We start from the raw sequence: 15313 nt of genomic DNA, 5'->3' as shown, positions 1-15313 counted from the left end.
CGAGACGCAGACGGTCGGGGCGCCCGGCGCCGAAGCCGTCGAGGTGATCGAGGCGCCGAACCCCGAGGAGATGGCGCTGATCCTGGTCCAGGCCGGGCTGTCCGGCCGGCCCGGAGTGCTGCCGGCGGCCCGCGCGCTGTCGCACTTCGGTGAGCACGCGCTCGGCTGGCTGGGCATCGGCGCGGTGGGCGTGCTGGTTTCCCGGCGGCACCGCCGCGACTGGCTGGCCATGATCGCCGGTACCTTCGCCGCGCACGCGGCGGCCGTCGTCATCAAGCGCATCGTGCGCCGGCAGCGCCCGTCGCACCCGGCGATCGCGGTCAACGTCGGCACCCCCAGCCAACTGAGCTTCCCGTCCGCGCACGCCACGTCGACGGCCGCCGCCGCGGCTCTGATGGCCCGCGCCACCGGATCCCGGCTGCCGTGGCTGCTGGTCCCGCCGATGGCGCTGTCGCGCATGGTGGCCGGTGTGCACTATCCGAGCGACGTCGTCGCCGGGGCGCTGGTCGGAACCGCGGTGGCCGCCACCACTGCGCGGGTCGCTGACCGACTGGCAGGAGACGAGGCATGAGCACCACCAAGCAGGCGGGCCCGCCGTCGAACGTGGTGACCGGTGTCATCAAGGCGATGCGGCCCCGCCAGTGGGTGAAGAACCTACTGGTGTTGGCCGCGCCGCTGGCCGCCCTCGGTGTCGACAAGGAATACGACTACAAGCAGGTTTTCATCCGCGTCGGCATCGCCTTCGTGGTGTTCAGCCTGGCCGCGTCGTCGATCTACCTGGTCAACGACGCCCGCGACGTCGAGGCCGACCGCGCCCACCCGACCAAGCGGTACCGGCCGATCGCCGCCGGGGTGGTGCCCGAGTGGCTCGCGTACGTGATCGCCGCCGTCCTCGCCGTCGTCGCGCTGGGCGTCAGCTACTTCGTCGTCAACCCCAACCTGGCGCTGGTCATCGCGATCTACCTGGCGATGCAGCTGGCCTACTGCTTCGGACTCAAGCACCAGGCCGTGCTGGACATCTGCATCGTCTCGTCGGCCTACCTGATTCGGGCGATTGCCGGTGGCGCGGCCGCGGGCATCCCGCTGTCCCAGTGGTTCCTGCTGGTGATGGCCTTCGGTTCGCTGTTCATGGCAGCCGGCAAGCGCTACGCGGAACTGCAGCTCGCCGAACGCACCGGCGCCAAGATCCGCAAGTCGCTGGAGAGCTACACCGGCAGCTACCTGCGGTTCGTCTGGACGCTGTCGGCGACCGCGGTGGTGCTCTGCTACGGCCTGTGGGCGTTCGAGCGGGACGCCGCCACCGGCGGCGCCTGGTACGCGGTGTCGATGATCCCGTTCACCATCGCGATCCTGCGTTACGCCGTCGACGTCGACGGCGGGGAAGCCGGCGAGCCCGAGGACATCGCTCTCGGCGACCGAGTGCTGCAGATTCTGGCCGTCGCCTGGATCGGGTCCGTCATTGCGGCGATCTTCCTCCACTGAGCGGGCTCCCGCGGTGACGGCCGCGGTGAGCTGGCCCAAATTCCCGTACTCGGCCTCGGTCCGGATCAGCCTCGGCTGCTCGGTGCTGGTGGTTTCGCTGCTGTTCGCGTGGGGCGCCTGGCAGCGCCGGTGGATCGCCGACGACGGCCTGATCGTGCTGCGGACCGTGCGCAACCTGCTGGCCGGCAACGGGCCTGTGTTCAACGCCGGGGAACGCGTCGAGGCCAACACGTCGACGGCCTGGACCTACCTGATGTACCTGGGCGGCTGGGTCGGCGGCCCGGTCCGGCTGGAGTACGTGGCCCTGGCCCTGGCTCTGGCCCTGAGCGTCGCCGGTGTCGCGCTGGCCATGCTCGGCGCGGCCCGGCTGTACGCACCGAGCCTGGTGGGCCGTCGCGCCCTGCTGCTGCCCGCCGGGGCCGTCGTCTACATCGCGGTGCCGCCGGCACGTGACTTTGCCACCTCCGGCCTGGAGAACGGGCTGGCGCTGACCTACATCGGCGTCCTCTGGTGGATGATGGTCTGCTGGTCACAGCGGCTGCGCACCGCCGGGCCCGGGCAGGGCGCCCCCGACGGCCCGGTGTTCCTGGCCGCGGTGTCGGCCGTCGCCGGGTTCTCGGTGCTGGTGCGCCCCGAGCTCGCGCTCCTCGGCGGCCTGGCCCTGATCCTGTTGCTGCTGGCCTCCCCCGGCTGGCGGCGCAAGCTGCTTGTCGTCGTCGCCGGTGGCCTGCTGCCGGTCGGCTACCAGATTTTCCGGATGGGCTACTACGGCATGCTGGTGCCGAGCCCGGCCGTCGCCAAGGACGCCTCCGGCGCGAAATGGGCGCAGGGCGCGCTGTACCTGTCCAACTTTGCCAACCCGTATCTGCTGTGGATCCCGGCGGTGCTGCTGCTGGGGCTGGGCGCGGTGCTGCTGGTGGTGCGCAGCCGGCCGTGGTGGGTGCGCCACCGCGCCCCCGCCGGGTCGTCCCGGTTGACCCGCACCCTGCAGGCCCCGCTGGTGGTCGTCGGGCTGTTCGTGTTCGCCGGGCTCGTCCAGGCCGTGTACTGGATCCGCCAGGGCGGTGACTTCATGCACGGCCGGGTGCTGCTGATCCCGCTGTTCTGCATGCTGGTGCCGCTGGCCGTCATCCCCGTCGTGGTTCCCGACGGCACCAAGATCTCCCGCGAGGCCGGCTACCTGCTGGCCGGTGCGACGACGGTGCTGTGGATGTCGCTGCTGGGCTGGTCGCTGTGGGCGGCCAACTCGCCCGGCCTGGGTCGCGACGGCACCTGGGTCACCCACAGTGGCATCGTCGACGAGCGCCGCTTCTACTCCCAGGCCACCGGGCACGCGCATCCGCTGACCGCGGCGGACTACCTCAACTACCCACGGATGCGCGCGGTGCTGGTGGCCATCGCCAACACCCCCGACGGCGCGCTGCTGCTGCCGTCGGGCAACTACGACCAGTGGGACGTGGTGCCGGCCATCCCGCCGCCGGACGCCGAGCGGACACCGGACTACATCGGGCCGCACACCGTCTTCTTCACCAACATGGGCATGCTCGGCATGAACGTCGGGCTCGATATCAGGATCATCGACCAGATCGGGCTGATCAACCCCATCGCGATGCACACCCAGCGGATCGAGGACGGCCGGATCGGGCACGATAAGGACCTGTTCCCGGATTGGGCCGTCGCCGAGGGGCCGTTCCTCAAGGAGCCGCCGTACCTGCCGACCTACCTGGACGAGAACTGGGTGATCGAGGCCCAGGCGGCGCTGAAGTGCCCGGCGACCGAAGCGATGCTGTCCGCGATCCGCGGGCCGATGGGACCGCGCCGGTTCCTGTCCAACGTGATGCACGCCGCCGACTTCACCCGCTATCGCATCGACCGGGTGCCCGAGGTCGAACTGGCCCGCTGCGGTTTGCCGACCCCGCCGCTCAAGGGCGACAAGTACACCGGGCTGCCGGCGACCGGACCGTAGTCAGGCGGACCGGTAGTTTGGAATCAGCGCGCCCGCGGGGCGCCCGAAGTACTGGCAGGGAGATTGATGGCCCGCGCGAAGAAGTCGACGAAGAAATCGACCGGCAGGAAGTCGGCCGGTAAGGCGACGCCCGCCCAGCGGCGCCGCCGGATCGTGCTCGCCCTGGCGGCGGCCGCCGCGGTGTCCATCGCGGTGGGGCTGGTGTTGACGCTGGTCTGGATCCAGGCGCGCAAGACCCCGACCGGGGGTCAGGCCGGACAGCAGCCGGGCGTCGTCGTCACACCGCCCACGACGCCGGGCAAGAAACCGCGCCCGGAGTTCCAGGACGCCAGCTGCCCGGACGTGCAGATGGTGGTGATCCCGGGCACCTGGGAGTCCTCCCCGACCGACGACACCGCGCATCCGGGTATCCAGTTCCCGCACGCACTGTTGCTGCCGATGTCGCGGGTGATCGGCGATGATTTCGGCGCCGACCGGGTGCAGGTGTACACCGTCCCCTACACCGCGCAGTTCCACAATCCGTTCGCCCAGGACAACCAGATCAGCTACAACGCCAGCCGCGACGAGGGCAACCGGGCGACCAAGGCCGCCCTGGCCGCGATGGCGGAGAAGTGCCCGCTGACCAGCTATGTACTGGTCGGCTTCTCCCAGGGTGCGGTGATCGCCGGTGACATCGCCGGGGACATCGGCAACGGCCGGGGCCCGGTCGACGAGGACCTGGTGCTCGGTGTGACGTTGATCGCCGACGGCCGCCGCCAGACCGGCGTCGGCCAGCATATCGGGCCCGACCCGGCCGGCCAGGGCGCGGAGATCACGCTGGCGGAGGTGCCGTTCCTGTCCGGCATGGGGCTGACCATGACCGGCCCGCGGCCCGGCGGCTTCGGCAAACTCGACGACCGCACCAACCAGATCTGCGCCCCCGGCGACCTGATCTGCGATGCGCCCGTCGGCGCGTTCAACGTCACCAACCTGCCGGAGACGCTCAACACCCTCGCCGGGGGAGCGGGCCAGCCGGTGCACGCCATGTATGGGACGCCGGACTTCTGGGTGCTCAACGGTGCGACGGCCACCGACTGGACGCAGAACTGGGCCAAGAACCTGATCGACAACGCCCCGCATCCCAAGCACGGGTGACCGGCTGACGACGAAGCGCCGAGGGACGAGGCGGGAGGAGTCGGCCAGGAGTCGGAGAAGCGACTAAGGCTCTCCCGACTCACCGGCGGGGCGATTTGGCGGGCAAAATCCTGACCAGTAACATTAAGAGGAATTTAAGACCGTGCGGCGGGGTGCGGGTGTGTTCGCGGAAACGTCGCGGCGCACCCGTGCCTCGGTACGATCTGTGAGGTTTGCCTGCCCACCTGGCGTGCGGACCTGTGCAGACCGGGCTGACAGGAGACAGGTAGATGGCGTTCCACAATCCCTTCCTCAAGGACGGGAAGATCGTGTTTCCCGAGGGAGCCAGCATCGTGGGGCACGTGGAGAAGTGGGCGAAGGTGCGCGGCGACCAGCTGGCCTACCGCTTCCTGGACTTCTCGACCGAACGCGACGGCGTCGCGCACGACCTGAACTGGGCCGAATTCAGCGCCCGTAACAAGGCCGTCGCCGCCCGCCTGCAGCAGGTCACCCAGCCCGGGGACCGGGTCGCCATCCTCTGCCCGCAGAACCTGGACTACCTGGTGGCGTTCTTCGGCGCGCTCTACGGCGGCCGCATCGCGGTTCCGCTGTTCGACCCGTCCGAGCCGGGCCACGTCGGCCGCCTGCACGCCGTCATCGACGACTGCAAGCCGTCGGCCATCCTGACCACCACCGAGGCCGCCGAGGGCGTGCGCAAGTTCTTCCGCAGCAAGCCGGCCAAGGACCGCCCGCGTGTCATCGCCGTGGACGCCATTCCCGACGAGGTCGCCGCCACCTGGGTCGCACCGGACGAGCCCGACGAGACCACCATCGCCTACCTGCAGTACACCTCGGGCTCCACCCGGATCCCGACCGGCGTGCAGATCACCCACCTGAACCTGGCCACCAATGTGCTGCAGGTGGTGGAGGCACTGGAAGGCGAGGAGGGCGACCGCGGTCTGTCCTGGTTGCCGTTCTTCCACGACATGGGCCTGATCACCGCGCTGCTCTCGCCGATGATCGGCTACCGCTTCACCTTCATGACCCCGGCCGCGTTCGTCCGCCGGCCCGAGCGGTGGATCCGCGAACTGGCCCGCAAGGAGGGCGACACCGGCGGCACCGTCTCGGTCGCCCCGAACTTCGCCTTCGACCACGCCGCCGCGCGCGGTGTGCCCAAGGAGGGCTCGGCGCCGCTGGACCTGTCCAACGTCAAGGCCGTCCTCAACGGCTCCGAGCCGATCTCCGCGGCCACCGTGCGCCGGTTCAACGAGGCATTCGCGCCCTTCGGCTTCCCGTCCAAGGCCATCAAGCCGTCCTACGGCCTGGCCGAGGCGACGCTGTTCGTGTCGACCACGCCGTCGTCGGAAGAGCCCAAGATCATCTCGGTGGACCGCGACGAACTCAACGCGGGCCGCTTCGTCGAGGTGTCCGACGACTCGCCGAAGGCCGTCGCCCAGGCGTCAGCCGGCAAGGTCGGCATCGACGAATGGGCGGTGATCGTGGACGCCGAGGCCGGCGCCGAACTGCCCGACGGCCAGATCGGCGAGATCTGGATCAGCGGCAACAACATGGGCACCGGCTACTGGGGTAAGCCCGAGGAGAGCCGGGAGACCTTCTACAACACGCTGAACTCGCGCACCACGCCGTCGCACGCCGAGGGCGCCGAGCCCGACGCCACCTGGGTCCGCACCGGCGACTACGGCGCCTTCCACGACGGCGACCTGTACATCACCGGCCGGGTCAAGGACCTGGTCATCATCGACGGCCGCAACCACTACCCGCAGGACCTGGAGTATTCCGCGCAGGAGGCCAGCAAGGCGCTGCGCGTCGGATACGTCGCCGCGTTCTCGGTGCCGGCCAACCAGCTGCCCGACGAGGTGTTCGCCGATGCCCACTCCGGCCTCAAGCGCGACCCAGACGACAGCTCCGAGCAGCTGGTCATCGTCGGCGAACGCGCCGCCGGTACGCACAAGCTGGAGCCGGGCCCGATCACCGACGACATCCGCGCGGCGATCGCCGTCCGGCACGGCGTCACCGTGCGCGACGTGCTGCTGACCCCGGCCGGTGCCATCCCGCGGACCTCCAGCGGCAAGATCGGTCGGCGCGCCTGCCGGGCGGCGTATCTGGACGGGTCGCTGCGGTCGGGCAAGGTCGCCAACGCGTTCCCCGACGAACTGGACTAACACCGGCCCCGGCCACCCGCGACTACCCATGTGAGGGCAATCGATGTCTGACGAGAACGTCACCACCCCCGACGACAGCGCCTCCACGGGCAGTTCCACCGAAGGCACCAACGTGCCCGCGGTCCCCGCGAACAACGGCGGCTTGTCGGTCCCGGAGATGCGGGCCTGGCTGCGCAACTGGGTGGCCAACGCCACCGGCCAGCAGGCCGACACCGTCAGCGAGTCCACCCCGATGGTGGAGCTCGGGTTGTCCTCGCGCGACGCCGTCGCGATGGCCAGCGACATCGAGGACCTGACCGGGGTGACGCTGACCGCGACCGTCGCCTTCCGCCACCCCACCATCGAGGCGCTGGCTACGGTGATCGTCGAGGGCGAACCGGAAGTCGACACCGCCGAGCTCGACGCCGAGGACTGGTCCCGGCCGGCCGACATCGACCCGGCCACCGCCGACATCGCCATCGTCGGCCTGGCCACCCGCTTCCCCGGCGACCTGAACACCCCCGACGAGACGTGGACGGCGCTGCTGGAAGGCCGCGACGCCATCACCGATCTGCCCGAGGGCCGGTGGGAGGAGTTCCTCTCCGAGCCCCGAATCGCCGAGCGCGTGGCCCGGGCCCGCACCCGCGGCGGCTACCTGTCCGACATCAAGGGCTTCGACGCCGAGTTCTTCGCGCTGGCCAAGATGGAGGCCGACAACATCGATCCGCAGCAGCGGATGGCGCTCGAATTGACCTGGGAGGCACTCGAACACGCGCGCATCCCGGCGTCGGCGCTGCGCGGCACCCCGGTGGGTGTGTTCGTCGGCTCGTCGACCAACGACTACCAGTTCCTGTCGGTGGCCGACCCGACCGCCACCCACCCGTACGCCATCACCGGCACCGCGAGCTCCATCATCGCCAACCGGGTGTCCTACTTCTACGACTTCCGCGGCCCGTCCATGGCCATCGACACCGCCTGCTCGTCGTCGCTGGTCGCCATCCACGAGGGCGTGCGGGCGCTGCGTTCCGGTGAGGCCGACGTGGTGCTGGCTGGCGGCGTCAACGCGCTGGTCACCCCGCTGGTCACCATCGGCTTCGACGAGGTCGGCGGCGTGCTGGCGCCGGATGGCCGGATCAAGTCGTTCAGCTCCGACGCCGACGGTTACGCGCGGTCCGAGGGCGGCGGCATGGTGGTGCTCAAGCGCGTCGCCGATGCGCGGCGCGACGGCGACGAGATCCTGGCCGTCATCGCCGGATCCGCGGTCAACCACGACGGCCGGTCCAACGGCATGCTGGCCCCCAACCCCGACGCCCAGGCCGAGGTGCTGCGCAAGGCCTACAAGGACGCCGGTATCGACCCGCGCACCGTCGATTTGATCGAGGCGCACGGCACCGGCACCATCCTCGGCGACCCGATCGAGGCCGATGCCCTGGGCCGGGTCATTGGCCGCGGCCGCGACGTCGACAAGCCCGCGCTGCTGGGTGCGGTGAAATCCAATGTGGGACATCTGGAGTCGGCCGCCGGCGCGGCGTCCATCGCCAAGATCGCACTGGCCATCTCCCGCGACAAGATCCCGCCGTCGATCAACTACGCCGGCCCCAACCCCTACATCGACTTCGAGAAGGAACGCCTCCGCGTCGTCGACACCGTCAGCGACTGGCCCCGCTACAGCGGCCACAAGATCGCCGGCGTGTCCGGGTTCGGCTTCGGCGGCGCCAATGCGCACCTGGTGGTCCGCGAGGTGCTGCCGTCGGATCTCGTCGAGCCCGAAGCGCCCGCCCCGGAACCGACCAAGGCCCCGGCACCGGAAACCGACGCCGACTTCACCGGCGGCGTCCGGATGGACGAGTACGGCGAATTCATCGACGACGAGATGGCGCGCGAGGAGAGCGACGCCACCGAGATCGAGCTGCCGGGCCTGACCGACGAGGCCCGCCGCCTGCTGGACGAGGCGCTGACCGCCCGTGCCGCCGCCGACCTGGCCGACCCGCCGCGGCGCATCGTGCCGCTGGCCGTGTCGGCGTTCCTCACCTCGCGTAAGCGGGCCGCCGCGGCTGAGCTGGCCGACTGGATCGACAGCCCCGCCGGCCGCGCCGCGTCGCTGGAGTCGATCGGGCGCTCGCTGAGCCGGCGCAACCACGGCCGGTCCCGCGCGGTCATCCTGGCCCACGACCACGAGGAGGCGGTCAAGGGTCTGCGCGCGCTGGCCGAGGGCAAGCAGAGCCCGCTGGTGCTGGCCGCCGACGGCCCGGTGACCAAAGGCCCGGTCTGGGTGTTCGCCGGCTTCGGCTCCCAGCACCGCAAGATGGGCAAGGCCCTCTACCTGAACAACGACACGTTCGCCGAGTGGATCAACAAGGTCGACGCGCTGATCCAGGACGAGCGCGGCTACTCCGTCGTCGAATACATCCTCGACGACTCGATCGACTACACCGACGAGACCGTTGAGTACCCGATCGAGGTCGTGCAGACCGTCATCTTCGCCCTGCAAATCGGCCTCGGCGAGCTGCTGCGGGCGCACGGCGCCGCGCCGGCGGCCGTCGTCGGGCAGTCCCTCGGCGAGGCGGCCGCCGCCTACTTCGCCGGCGGCCTGAGCCTGGCGGACGCCACCCGCACCATCTGCTCCCGCGCTCACCTGATGGGTGAGGGCGAGGCGATGCTGTTCGGCGAGTACATCCGGCTGATGGCGCTGGTCGAGTACTCGGCCGAGGAGATCACGACGGTGTTCTCCGACTTCCCGGGGCTGGAGGTGTGCGTCTATGCCGCACCGAACCAGACCGTCATCGGCGGCCCGCCCGAGCAGGTCGACGCGATCATCGCCCGCTGCGAGGCCGAGGGCAAGTTCGCCCGCAAGATGCAGACCAAGGGCGCCAGCCACACCCAGCAGATGGACCCGCTGCTCGGCGAGCTGATGGCCGAGCTGCAGGGTATTGAGCCGCACCCGCTGACCACCGGCTACTTCTCCACCGTGCACGAGGGCGCCTACGTGCGGCCCGGCGGCGAACCGATCCACGACGTGGACTACTGGAAGAAGGGGCTGCGGCACAGCGTCTACTTCACCCAGGGCATCCGCAACGCGGTGGAGTCCGGCTACACCACCTTCCTGGAGCTGGCCCCGAACCCGGTGGCGCTGATGCAGGTCGGGCTGACCACCATGGCCGCCGGGCTGCCCGACGCGCAGCTGATCCCGACCCTGGCCCGCAAGGCCGACGAGGTCGACTCGATGACCGTCGCGATGGCGAACCTGTTCGTCTACGGCCACGATCTGGACTTCCGCACGCTGTTCGCGCCCGCCTCGACGGTCACCGACGGCGCCGCCTACGCCGACATCCCGCCGACGAAGTTCCGCCGCAAGCCGCACTGGCTGGCCGCCCGGTTCACCGGCGACGCGTCGGTGATGATGCCCGGCAACCACGTCGCCATGCCCGACGGCCGGCACGTCTGGGAGTACTTGCCCAAGGGTGAGCCGACGGCCGGCGACCTGGCGGCGCTGGTCAAGGCCGCCGCCGCGCAGGTGTTCCCGGACGCCACGCTGACCGCCTACGAGCAGCGCGCCATCCCGGGCGACGGATCACGGCTGGTGACCAGCCTGAGCCGGCACCCGGGCGGGGCGACCGTGCAGGTGCACTCCCGCATCGGCGAGTCGTTCACCCTGGTGTACGACGCCGTCGTGACCCGCGGCGGTGCCGCCGCCGCGCTGCCGGTGGCCGCTGCCGGTGTCGCGGTGGCCGCCGAGTCGCTGCCCGTCGCCACCGGCACCGCCGCCGCGGCGGGTGCCGCCGGGGCCGGCGGCGCGGGTGTGCTCGGCGCCGAGATGGCGCTGGCCGGTGCCGCGGTGGACGCGGCCGAGGACGCCGACATCCTGCACGACAACCTCACCGCGGGCGCCGGGCTGGCCGCCGGGTTCGCCAAGTGGTCTCCGGATTCCGGCGAGACCGTCGGGCAGCGGCTGGCCGCCATCGTCGGCGGCGCCATGGGTTACGAGCCCGAGGACCTGCCGCTGGAGGTGCCGCTGATCGAGCTCGGCCTGGATTCCCTGATGGCCGTGCGGATCAAGAACCGCGTCGAGTACGACTTCGACCTGCCGCCGATCCAGCTGCAGGCCGTCCGCGACGCCAACATCAACGACGTCGAGCAGCTGATCGTCTACGCGATCGAGCACCGCGACGAGGTGGCCGGGCTGCACCAGTTCCAGCAGACCGCTTCGGCGGAGGAGGTCGCCAAGGCCCAGGCCGAACTGCTGGGCGGGGCGACCACCGCCGCGGAGATGAAGGAGCGGCTGGCTTCGCTGGAATCCGGCGCCGCCAACGAACCGGCCGCCGAGTCCGAGCCGGCGAAGGCGAGCCCGGAGGCCGAGGAGCTGGGCCGCAAGGCCGTCGCCGCGGCGGACACCCATCCGCACACCGACCTGCCCGCGCCGCCGAGTGACCCGTCGGGGCCCGTCCCGGCGCCGCCGACCGACCCGTCGGGACCCGCCGCTCAGCCCGATCTTGCGGCTGCCGCTGCGGTGCTCAACCAGGAGGCCGTCGCCGCGGCGCTCAACGCCGACGTCCCGCCGCGCGACGCCGCCGAGCGGCTGACGTTCGCGACCTGGGCGATCGTCACCGGCAAGAGCCCGGGCGGCATCTTCAACGAGCTGCCTGCTGTGGACGCCGAGACGGCCGGCAAGCTCGCGGCGCGGCTGTCCGAGCGCGCCGAGGGCACCATCACCGCCGACGACGTCACCGGCGCCGCCAACATCGAGGCGCTGGCCACCGTCGTCCGGGACTACCTGGAGGCCGGTGAGCTCGACGGGTTCGTGCGCACCATCCGGGCCGCCGAATCCGACGACCAGGTCCCGGTCTACGTGTTCCACGCCGCCGGCGGATCGACGGTCGTCTACGAACCGCTGCTGAACCGGCTGCCGGCCGGGACGCCGATGATCGGACTGGAACGCGTCGAGGGCACCATCGAGGAGCGTGCCGCGCAGTACGTGCCGAAGCTGCTGGAGCTCAACGGCTGGGTCGACGGGAAGAAGGGCAAGCCGTTCATCCTGGCCGGCTGGTCACTCGGCGGGGCGCTGGCGTACGCCTGCGCGATCGGCCTCAAGCAGGCCGGCGCCGAGGTGTCGTTCATCGGCAACATCGACTGCGTCCGGCCCGGCACGCCGATCGACACCTCCACCGAGGGCACCCGGGCCCGCTGGGATCGGTACGCCAAGTTCGCCGAGAAGACGTTCAACGTGCAGATCCCGGCGATCCCGTACGAGGAACTCGAGGTGCTCGACGACGCCGGTCAGGTGCAGTTCGTGCTGAACGCGGTGCGCGACGCCGGGGTGCAGATCCCCGGCGGCATCATCGAGCACCAGCGCACGTCGTACCTGGACAACCGGGCGCTCGACGTCGTCGAGATCAAGCCGTACGACGGGCGGATGGTCCTCTACATGGCCGACCGCTACCAGGACGACGCGATCACCTTCGAGCCCGCATACGCCACCCGCGCGGCCGACGGCGGTTGGGGCGACTACGTGCCCGATCTGGAGATCGTGCATATTGGCGGGGAGCACATCCAGGCCATCGATGAGCCGTTCATCGCCAAGATCGGTGCGCACATGAGCCAGGCGATCGACCAGATCCAGAACGATTGGAAGGCGTCCCAGTGACCGAAGCCCCGCACACCACCGCCGCCAAACTCGCCGACCTGCGCGAGCGGCTGGAGCTGGCCGCCGAGCCGGGCGGGGAGAAGGCCGTCGCCAAGCGGGAGAAGAAGGGCATCCCGAGTGCCCGGCAGCGGATCTACGACCTGCTCGACCCCGGCACGTTCCTGGAGATCGGCGCGCTGGCCAAGACCCCCGGTGACCCGACGGCGCTGTATGGCGACGGCGTGGTCACCGGCCACGGCCGGATCAACGGCCGCCCGGTCGCGGTGTTCAGCCACGACCAGACGGTGTTCCAGGGCTCGGTCGGCGAGATGTTCGGCCGCAAGGTGGCCAAGCTGATGGAGTGGGTGGCCATGGTCGGCTGCCCGATCATCGGTATCAACGACTCGGCCGGCGCCCGCATCCAGGACGCGGTGACCTCGCTGGCCTGGTACGCCGAGCTGGGCCGCCGGCACGAGATGCTGCGTGGCCTGGTCCCGGAGATCTCGCTGATCTTCGGCAAGTGCGCCGGCGGTGCGGTGTACTCGCCGATCCAGACCGACCTGGTGGTGGCCGTGCGCGACCAGGGCTACATGTTCATCACCGGGCCTGACGTCATCAAGGACGTCACCGGCGAGGACGTCACCTTCGACGAACTCGGCGGCGCCGACGTGCAGGCGCAGCGCGGCAACATCCACAAGGTCGTCGAGTCCGAGGCCGCCGCCTACCAGTACGTGCGCGACTACCTCGGCTTCCTGCCGGCCAACACCTTCGACGACCCGATCGTCGTCAACCCGGGCCTGGAACCCGAAATCACCAGTCACGACATGGAACTCGACACCCTGGTGCCCGACAACGACAACCAGGCCTACGACATGATGGAGATCCTGCTGCGGATCTTCGACGATGGCGACGTGTTCGAGATCGCCGACCAGCGCAGCCCCGAGATGATCACCGCGTTCGCCCGGGTCGACGGCAACACCGTCGGCGTGATCGCCAACCAGCCGATGTACATGTCCGGTGCGGTCGGCAACGAGGCGTCCGACAAGGCCGCTGGCTTCATCCGATTCTGCGACTCGTTCAACCTGCCGCTGGTCTTCGTCGTCGACACCCCGGGTGCGATGCCCGGTGTCGCCGAGGAGGAGAAGGGCATCATCAAGCGCGGGGGCCGGTTCTTCAACGCCATCGTCGAGGCCGATGTGCCGAAGGTGACGTTCGTGATCCGCAAGGCCTACGGCGGCGGCTACGCGGTGATGGGCTCCAAGCAGCTCTCGGCGGACCTGAACTTCGCCTGGCCGACCGCCCGCATCGCGGTGATCGGCGCCGAGGGTGCAGCCCAGCTGCTGGTCAAGCGCTTCCCGGATCCGACCGCACCGGAGGTGCAGAAGATCCGCCAGGACTTCGTCGACGGCTACAACCTGAACATGGCCACCCCGTGGATCGCCGCCGAGCGCGGCTACATCGACGGCGTCATCGAGCCGCACGAGACCCGTCTGCTGCTGCGCAAGTCGCTGAAGATGTTGCGCGACAAGCAACCTCAGAAGAAGGTCCTCCGCAAGCACGGCCTCACCCCGCTGTAAACCCGCCCGGCGCCGGGACGTTCACCCGCCGGGCTGCAGCACCGCGCCCCCGAACCATCGACACACCAGCAACGCCAACTCGACATCGAGCCGCTCGTCGGCGATCGGGCGGCCACGGCGCTGTCCCGCGCGGACGACCCGGTACTTCACCGAGTTGAAATGCAGTCTGAGCTCTGCGGCGGCGCCCTTGTAGCTCGACCCGTGCTGCAGGAACACCCACAGGGTCTCCCGCAGCCGGGCGTCGTTCGCCGTGTCGGTGGCCAGCGATCCGAGCACCTCGGCCACCCAGTCGCGGGTCTGCTCCAGATCCTCGCCGAGCATTGCGGCGGTGGCGAACCCGGGATCGTCGGCGGAGATCACCCCGCCCGCGGCCAATCCCATGGCGATCGCCATCCCCCGAGCGCGGTGGGCCTGCCGGTGCGAGCGGCGGAATCCGTCCAGCCCGGGCAGCGCCGACCCCAGGGCTACGGCCGGCGCATCGGGATGCTCGCCGACAAACCGGCGCACCCGTGCGGCCACCGCCGGCGCGTCCCGGGTGGACAGCGGTATCCAACCCCAGCCGCAGGACTGGTCGGCACCGACGAATAGTGAGTCACCCTGTGCGGAAAGCGCTTCGGTGAGAGCGCGGAGGAAGCGCTCCAGGCCGATCAGGTCGTCGCCGACCTCCCCGGCCTCGGGGCGCCACAACATCAGCGCCAGGTTCGTCCGACGCATCGGGTAGCCGATCGCCGCCGCGACTGCGTCAGTGTCACCGTCATCGGAGATCAGCACCTCGCGGACCCGGATCTCGCGGGCGCTGTTGCGGTTCTCCAGCCAGCGGTCACGCTCATGCTCGTAGACCACCGACACCTGCTGAGAGATCCAATCGACATACCGGAAGCTGATGTCGGTGATCTGCTCGAACACCGCGAGGCGCAGTTGTGGTTCCAGGTCCGTGGTCTCCAGCTCCTCGGCGATGGCGCCGAGGACCAGGGCGTGGCCGAGCCGGTAGGCGCGGATCAGCGCATTCATCGGAATGCCGTGCTGGGCCACCCGTCGGGCGTACTCCAGGGCCGCCGTCGGCGGTTCGACGCGGTGGATGGGGATCTGGTGCCGCAGCGCCCGGAAGATGGTGTCCACGTTGCCGGCCACGCTCGCGCCGAGCAGGTCGCCGAGACCGGAATCGTCGCGAAGCTGCGTGATCTCGGTGACGATCCGCCGTTCCACGGTGGCGACGACCCGGTCCTGGTGCGCACTGATCCGACTCATGATCGCTCCGAGAGCGGCTGCGACGGCGGTGTCGCCGGGCGGGGCGGGCGTGGCCACGAACCCAGCCTAAGCCGTCCGGTTTGTCTCTATGAAACAACCCGCGGAAGTGAATTCATCGCCCGACAACGATGTGACCCACCTCATA

The 15313-nt window shown here is 70.2% G+C and carries 8 protein-coding genes; 7 read left to right on the top strand and 1 reads right to left on the bottom strand.

Features of this window, described 5'->3' with window-relative positions:
* Positions 1-70 precede the first annotated feature (70 nt).
* The 7 genes from G6N16_RS02220 (at position 71) to G6N16_RS02190 (ending at position 13920) form a co-directional block, all read left to right on the top strand.
* On the top strand, positions 71-571 hold the full coding sequence (locus G6N16_RS02220; protein WP_234805998.1) for a phosphatase PAP2 family protein: 501 nt from the start codon (positions 71-73) through the stop codon (positions 569-571).
* Positions 568-1482: a decaprenyl-phosphate phosphoribosyltransferase gene (locus G6N16_RS02215; protein WP_083033053.1), complete on the top strand. Its 915-nt coding sequence runs from the start codon at positions 568-570 to the stop codon at positions 1480-1482. Before G6N16_RS02220 ends, G6N16_RS02215 begins: the two co-directional genes overlap by 4 nt.
* Entirely contained in the window at positions 1460-3448 is a 1989-nt protein-coding gene (zomB, locus tag G6N16_RS02210; RefSeq protein WP_407663613.1) for a terminal beta-(1->2)-arabinofuranosyltransferase, read from the top strand. The genes G6N16_RS02215 and zomB overlap by 23 nt, the downstream gene beginning before the upstream one ends.
* Before the next feature lie 66 nt (positions 3449-3514).
* Positions 3515-4582 carry a cutinase family protein gene (locus G6N16_RS02205; protein ID WP_083033055.1) on the top strand — a complete coding sequence of 356 codons (1068 nt, stop codon included), beginning with the start codon at positions 3515-3517 and terminating at the stop codon, positions 4580-4582.
* 269 nt (positions 4583-4851) lie between these two features.
* Positions 4852-6744, top strand: a complete 1893-nt coding sequence (gene fadD32, locus G6N16_RS02200) for a long-chain-fatty-acid--AMP ligase FadD32 (RefSeq protein WP_083033056.1) — start codon at positions 4852-4854, stop codon at positions 6742-6744.
* Between the two features lie 43 nt (positions 6745-6787).
* Positions 6788-12364 (top strand): polyketide synthase Pks13, encoded by a 5577-nt coding sequence (pks13, locus tag G6N16_RS02195; RefSeq protein WP_163787739.1) that lies wholly within the window; start codon positions 6788-6790, stop codon positions 12362-12364.
* On the top strand, positions 12361-13920 hold the full coding sequence (locus G6N16_RS02190) for an acyl-CoA carboxylase subunit beta (protein WP_083033058.1): 1560 nt from the start codon (positions 12361-12363) through the stop codon (positions 13918-13920). The genes pks13 and G6N16_RS02190 overlap by 4 nt, the downstream gene beginning before the upstream one ends.
* 21 nt (positions 13921-13941) lie before the next feature.
* Here the strand turns inward: G6N16_RS02190 and G6N16_RS02185 are convergent, their stop codons facing one another.
* The gene (locus G6N16_RS02185; RefSeq protein ID WP_234805997.1) at positions 13942-15225 is read right to left on the bottom strand and encodes a PucR family transcriptional regulator; all 1284 of its coding nucleotides are present in this window, start codon (positions 15223-15225) and stop codon (positions 13942-13944) included.
* Positions 15226-15313 lie beyond the last annotated feature (88 nt).

The sequence above is a fragment of the Mycolicibacterium insubricum genome (genome assembly GCF_010731615.1).
In the GTDB taxonomy this organism is placed as follows: domain Bacteria; phylum Actinomycetota; class Actinomycetes; order Mycobacteriales; family Mycobacteriaceae; genus Mycobacterium; species Mycobacterium insubricum.
This window is presented reverse-complemented; position numbering and strand designations above follow the sequence as displayed.

Excerpts from the sequence above, each read along its gene's own strand:
- fadD32 (WP_083033056.1), top strand. The coding sequence starts at position 4,852 with ATGGCGTTCCACAATCCCTTCCTCAAGGACGGGAAGATCGTGTTTCCC.
- G6N16_RS02205 (WP_083033055.1), top strand. The coding sequence starts at position 3,515 with ATGGCCCGCGCGAAGAAGTCGACGAAGAAATCGACCGGCAGGAAGTCG.
- pks13 (WP_163787739.1), top strand. The coding sequence starts at position 6,788 with ATGTCTGACGAGAACGTCACCACCCCCGACGACAGCGCCTCCACGGGC.
- G6N16_RS02215 (WP_083033053.1), top strand. The coding sequence starts at position 568 with ATGAGCACCACCAAGCAGGCGGGCCCGCCGTCGAACGTGGTGACCGGT.
- G6N16_RS02220 (WP_234805998.1), top strand. The coding sequence starts at position 71 with ATGGCGCTGATCCTGGTCCAGGCCGGGCTGTCCGGCCGGCCCGGAGTG.